Annotated in this window: 1 protein-coding gene (cut by a window edge); it reads right to left on the bottom strand. The window is 78.0% G+C overall.

Annotated features, from left to right (window positions below):
* Positions 1–5,965, bottom strand: partial view of an SDR family NAD(P)-dependent oxidoreductase gene (locus ACFYVL_RS43655; protein ID WP_389255574.1) — the 5' portion only. Its footprint begins 4,871 nt before the window's first position; the window shows 5,965 of its 10,836 coding nt (coding positions 1–5,965); the start codon lies at positions 5,963–5,965; its stop codon lies off the left edge, out of view.
* Positions 5,966–6,000 lie beyond the last annotated feature (35 nt).

The raw sequence follows: 6,000 nt of genomic DNA on the forward strand, positions 1-6,000 counted from the left end.
CGCGGCGGACGGGCGCCCCGACCAGTCCGCGCAGCAGGGCGGGTACGGGGTTGTCGCCCGAGGCGAAGGACGTCAGGTCGAGCCAGGCGGGCACCAGGACGGGGCTGGTGCCCGGGGTGGCCCGGTCGAACAGGGCCAGCGCGTCGGCGGTGGGCAGCGGCACCACGCCGTCGCGGGCGGCGCGGCGCAGGTCGGCGGTGCCGAGGTGGCCGGTCATGCCGCTGGCGTGCGCCCACAGGCCCCACACCTGGGACACGGCGGGCAGGCCGAGGGCCCGGCGGTGGGCGGCGAGCGCGTCCACGAAGGCGTTGCCCGCCGCGTAGTTGCTCTGGCCGGGGGCGCCGAAGAGTCCCGAGGTGGAGGAGAACAGGACGAACGCGGCCAGGTCGTGGCCGCGGGTCAGCTCGTGCAGGTGCCAGGCCGCGTCGACCTTGGGGCGCAGGGCGCGGGCCAGCCGCTCGGGGGTCTGGGAGGCGACGACACCGTCGTCGAGTACGCCCGCGGCGTGTACGACGCCGGTCAGCGGGCGCTCCGCGGTGATCCTCCGCAGGAGGGCGGCGAGCGCGGTCCGGTCGGCGGCGTCGCAGGTCTCGACGCTCACCTCGGCGCCCAGCGCCCGCAGTTCCGCGGCGAGCGCGACGGCCTCGGGTGCGGCGGTGCCGCGCCGGCCCGCCACGACGAGCCTGCGCACGCCGTGCCGGTCGACCAGGTGGCGGGCGACCAGGGCGCCGAGGGTGCCGGTGCCGCCGGTGACGAGGACGACGCCCTCGGGGTTCCAGGCGGGCGCGGTCTCCCCGGCGGCCGGGGCGCGGACGAGGCGGGGTGCGAGGGCGCGGCCCGCGCGGACGGCGAGTTCGGGTTCGTCGGAGGCGAGCGCGGCGGGCAGTTCCTGGAGGGCGTCGGGGCTGTCGACGTCGAGGAGTACGAGCCTGCCGGGGTGCTCGGCGCGGGCCGAGCGGACCAGGCCCCAGAGCGGGGCGTGGGCGAGGTCGGTGACGTCGTCGGTCCCGGTGGCGACGGCGCCGTGGGTGAGGATCACCAGCCGGGTGGCGGCGAGCCGCTCCTCGGCCAGCCACTCCCGGAGGACGCCCAGCGCCCGCCCGGTGGCCTCGTGGGCGGCGCCGGCGATGTCGTCGGAGCCGGTGGGCCGGCAGGGCAGGACGAGGGTGCCGGGGACGGTTTCGAGGGCCGCGACGGCGGCGATGTCCGCGTGGGACCGGTAGCCGGGCAGCGGCAGGTCGCCCAGTACGGCGATCCCGTCGGCGCTCGCGGTCGGCAGCGCCACCGGCGTCCACTGGACGCGGTACAGCTCGCGGTCCCTGGCCGCCCGCGCGGTGTGCGGCTGCCTCAGCTCGACCGCGTCGGCCGTGAGGACGGGCGCGCCGGTGGCGTCGGTGGCGTGCAGGGCGAACTCGTTGCCGCCCAGCGGCGACAGCCGTACCCGCAGCCGGCTCGCGCCCACCGCGTGGAGGGTGACGCCGCGCCAGGTGCCGGGCACCAGGCCGGGGCGGACGTCGGCGAGGGCGGCGTCGAGCAGTGCGGGGTGCACGCCCCAGTCGGCCGCTCCCTCGGCGGTCACGTCGATGTGCCGGTCGCCGTCGCGGGCCGGTGCGCCGGACGTGGCGCCGGTGGCGGTGGTACGACCGGTGGCGGTGGTGGCGCCGGTGCGGGCGGTACCTCCGGTGGCGGCGAGTACGCCGGTGGCGTGCGCGGTCCAGGGGTGGTCGGCCGCGGCGTCCTCGGGCCGGGAGTGCACGCCGACCGGGCTCGTGCCGTCGGCCTCCTCGGCGCCGACGGTGACCTGGAGGCGTACCGCTCCGTCCGCGGCGGTCAGCGGCGCCAGGACGGTCAGCTCGGCCAAGGCCCGGCCACCGGCCGCCCGCAGTGCCAGCTCGACCGGGGTGGGGGGGGGGCGGGGGGGGGCCCCCCCCCCCCCCCCCGGGGGGGGGGGCCCCCCCCGGGCCCCCCCCGGGGGGGGGGGGCCCCCCCCCGGGGGGGCCGGGGCGGGGCCGCCGCCGCCGGGGCCCCCCGGCCCGCCCCCCCCCCCCGGCGGCCGGGCGGGGGGGGGGGGGGCGGGGGGGGGCCCCCCCCCCCCCCCCCGGCCGGTGAAGACGTGCCCGCCGGGGCCCGCCAGGGCGGTCGCGGCGCCGAGCAGCGGGTGCCCGGCGTCGGACAGGCCGAGGCCGGTCGCGTCGCCCGTGGTGACCGGGCCCTCGGGCCAGAAGCGGCTGCGCCGGAACGCGTAGGTGGGCAGCGCGACGCGGCGCCCGTCGTGGCAGAGCGCGGTCCAGTCGACCGGCACGCCGCGTACGGACGCCTCGGCCAGCGAGGTGAGGAAGCGGCGCGGGCCCCCCTCGTCGCGGCGCAGCGAACCGACCGCCACGGCGGACGCCCCGGCGGCGTCGGCGGTCTCCTGGACGGCGGCGGTCAGCACCGGGTGCGGGCTCACCTCGACGAACACGGTGCGGCCGTCGGCGAGCAGTTCACGCACGACGGGCTCGAAGCGGACGCTCTCGCGCAGGTTCCGGTACCAGTAGCCGGCGTCCAGCGCGGTGGTGTCGAGCGGGGCGCCGGTCAGCGTGGAGTGGAACGTGATGCCGGAACGGCGGGGCGTCAGGCCGGCCAGCAGGTCGTGCAGTTCGGCCTCGACGGACTCGACCTGGGCCGAGTGGGAGGCGTAGTCCACGGGGATGCGGCGGGTGCGTACCGCGTCGGCGGCGCAGGCCTCGGCCAGCGCGTCCAGGGCTTCCGGTTCGCCGGAGACGACGGTGGCGGCGGGCCCGTTGAGGGCGGCGACGGACAGCCGGCCCGCCCAGGGGGCGATCAGGTCGGCGACGGCGTCGGCGGGCAGTGCGGCGGAGAGCATGCCGCCCCGCCCGGCGAGCCGTTCGGCGATGGCGCGGGAGCGCAGGGCGACCACCCGGGCGGCGTCGTCCAGGGTGAGGGCGCCCGCGACGCAGGCGGCGGCGATCTCGCCCTGCGAGTGGCCGACGACGGCGGACGGTTCGACGCCGTGCGCGCGCCACAGCGCGGCCAGCGACACCATGACGGCGAACAGCGCGGGCTGCACCACGTCCACCCGGTCCAGGCCGGGTGCCCCGTCCGCGCCGCGCAGCACGTCGGTCAGCGACCAGTCGACGTACGGGGCCAGCGCGTCGGCACATGCGTCGATCCGCCGCGCGAACTCCGGCGATCCGTCGAGCAGTTCCACGGCCATGCCGGTCCACTGGGCACCCTGGCCGGGGAAGACGAACACCACGCCGGATTCGGCGGCGTCGGCGGTGCCGGTGACGACCGTGTCGGCGGGCTCACCGGCGGCCAGGGCGGCCAGCGAACGCAGGCTCTGTGCCCGCCCGTTCGCCACGACGACGGCACGGTGGGGCAGCGCGGCCCGGGTCCCGGCCAGCGACAGCGCGACGTCCTGCGGGCGGAGCCCGGGTGCGGCGTCCACCCGTGCGGCGAGCCGGGCGGCCTGCGCGGCGAGAGCGTCGCCGCTGCGGGCGGAGAGCACCCACGGAAGCCAGCGGGGGGAGGCACCGTCGGAGGAGGCGTCCGCGGCAGTGCCGTCGGACGAGGCGTCCGCGGCGGCGCCCTCGGGTTCCGCGTCGCCGGGGGCGGCCCGTCCGGGCCCCTGCGGTGCGGGCTCCGCCGACGCCGGTTCCCACGGTTCCAGTTCCGCCGGGGCCTCCTCCAGCACCAGGTGCGCGTTGGTACCGCTGGCTCCGAACGAGGACACCCCCGCGCGGCGGGGCCGGTCCGAGCGGGTCCACGGCTCGGCCTCCGTGACCAGGCCGACGGATCCGGAGGCCCAGTCGATGTGCGGGGACGGGGCGTCCACGTTGAGCGTCCTGGGCACCTCGCCCTCGCGCAGCGCGAGCACCATCTTGATGACTCCGGCGACGCCCGCCGCCGGGCCGGTGTGGCCGAGGTTGGACTTGAGCGAGCCGAGCCGCAGCGGGCGTTCGCGGTCCTGTCCGTAGGTGGCCAGCAGGGCGTTGGCCTCGATCGGGTCGCCCAGGGTGGTGCCGGTGCCGTGCGCCTCGACGACGTCCACGTCGGCGGGCGCGAGCCCGGCGGCGGCCAGCGCGCTGCGGATGACCCGCTGCTGTGCCGAGCCGTTGGGGGCGGTGAGCCCGGAGGAGGCGCCGTCCTGGTTGATCGCCGAACCGCGCACGACGGCCAGTACCGGGTGCCCGTTGCGGCGGGCGTCGGAGAGCCGTTCCAGCAGGACGACGCCCGCGCCCTCGGACCAGCCGATGCCGTCGGCGGCGGCGGCAAACGGCTTGCACCGGCCGTCGGGCGCGAGCCCGCGCTGCCGGGAGAACTCGACGAACGCGCGCGGGGTGGACATGACCATCACGCCGCCCGCGAGCGCGAGCGAGCACTCGCCGCTGCGCAGCGACTGCCCCGCCAGGTGGAGGGCCACCAGCGACGACGAGCACGCGGTGTCCACGCTGATCGCCGGGCCTTCGAGGCCGAGGGTGTAGGACACCCTGCCGGACAGCACGCTGGCGTAGTTGCCGGTGCCGAGCAGTCCCTCGTCGACCCCGCTGCGCACGGTGCCGTGCCGCGAGTCGTAGCGCTGGTCGGTGACCCCGGCGAACACGCCGGTGGCGGAGCCGCGCAGGCCCAGCGGGTCGATGCCGGCGCGCTCGAAGGTCTCCCACGCCGTTTCGAGGAACAGCCGCTGCTGCGGGTCCATGGCGAGGGCCTCGCGGGGGCTGACACCGAAGAACGCCGCGTCGAAGTCGGCGGCCCCGTCCAGGAATCCGCCCCGCCTGAGGTAGCTGCGGCCCGCCTTGTCAGGGTCGGGGTCGTAGAGCCCTTCGAGGTCCCAGCCGCGGTCGGCCGGGAAGTCCCCGATGACCTCGCGCCCCTCGCTCAGTACGCGCCAGAGGTCTTCGGGTCCCGCGATGCCGCCGGGGAAGCGGCAGGCCATGCCGACCACGGCGAGCGGCTCCTCCGAGGCGTCCGCGGGGGCGCCGTCGGCGGCGGCCGGCGGCGTCACGACCGGCAGCGCCCGCGCCGCAGCGACGCTCCCGACCGGCTCGGTCCGCTCTGCCTGCTCGGCCCGCCGGGCCTGCTCTGCCTGCGAGGTCCGCGCGGCCTGATGCACCGGGTGCACCGGGTCCACCTGCTCGGTCCGCGCGGCCTGCTCGGCCGGTTGCGTCCCCTCCGTCTCCCGCCCGGCCGGTGCGCCGTCCAGCTCGGTGAGGAGGTGTGCGGCGAGTGCGGCGGGGTCCGGGTGGTCGAAGACGACGGTGGTCGGCAGGCCGAGGCCGGTGGCCTCGTTGAGCGCGGTACGCAGCCGGAGCGCGGCCAGGGAGTCGAAGCCGAGGTCGGTGAAGCCCCGCTGCGGCTCGATGTCGGCGGGCCCCGCGTGGCCGAGCACCGCCGCGGTCCGGGCCCGGACGAGTTCGAGCGCCTTGCGGCGGCGGTCCGCCGGGGACAGCGCGGCCAGGCTGTCGCGCCAGCTCGTGTCGGCGCTCCCGGCGGGCGGTTCGTCGGGGATCGGGGCGGTGTCGACGGCCTTGGCGGGCAGCGGGCGCGCCGTGCCGTCGACCGGTGGCCAGTACCGCTCGCGCTGGAAGGCGTACGTGGGCAGGTCCACCTGCTCGGCACCGGTGCCCGCGTAGAAGGCGGACCAGTCGACGCGCACACCGCCGGCGTGGGCGGCGGCCAGGTTGGCGAACACGGCGGGCAGTCCGCCGTTGTCGCGCTGGAGGGTGCCGACGATCACCGGCGCGCAGCCGGCCGCCTCCGCCGTCTCGTGCGTGCCGACGGCGAGCACCGGGTGCGGGGTGACCTCGACGAACGCGCGATAGCCCCGGTCGATGAGCCCGCGTACGGCGTCCGCGTAGCGGACGGGTTCGCGGAGATTGCGATACCAGTACTCCGCGTCCAGCTCACCGCCCTCGACCCAACCCCCCGTAACCGTCGAGAACAACGGCACCGACCCCGCCACCGGACGAACCCCCGACAACCCCGCCAGCAACCCCT

This window comes from Streptomyces sp. NPDC004111 (assembly GCF_042874215.1).
GTDB lineage: Bacteria > Actinomycetota > Actinomycetes > Streptomycetales > Streptomycetaceae > Streptomyces.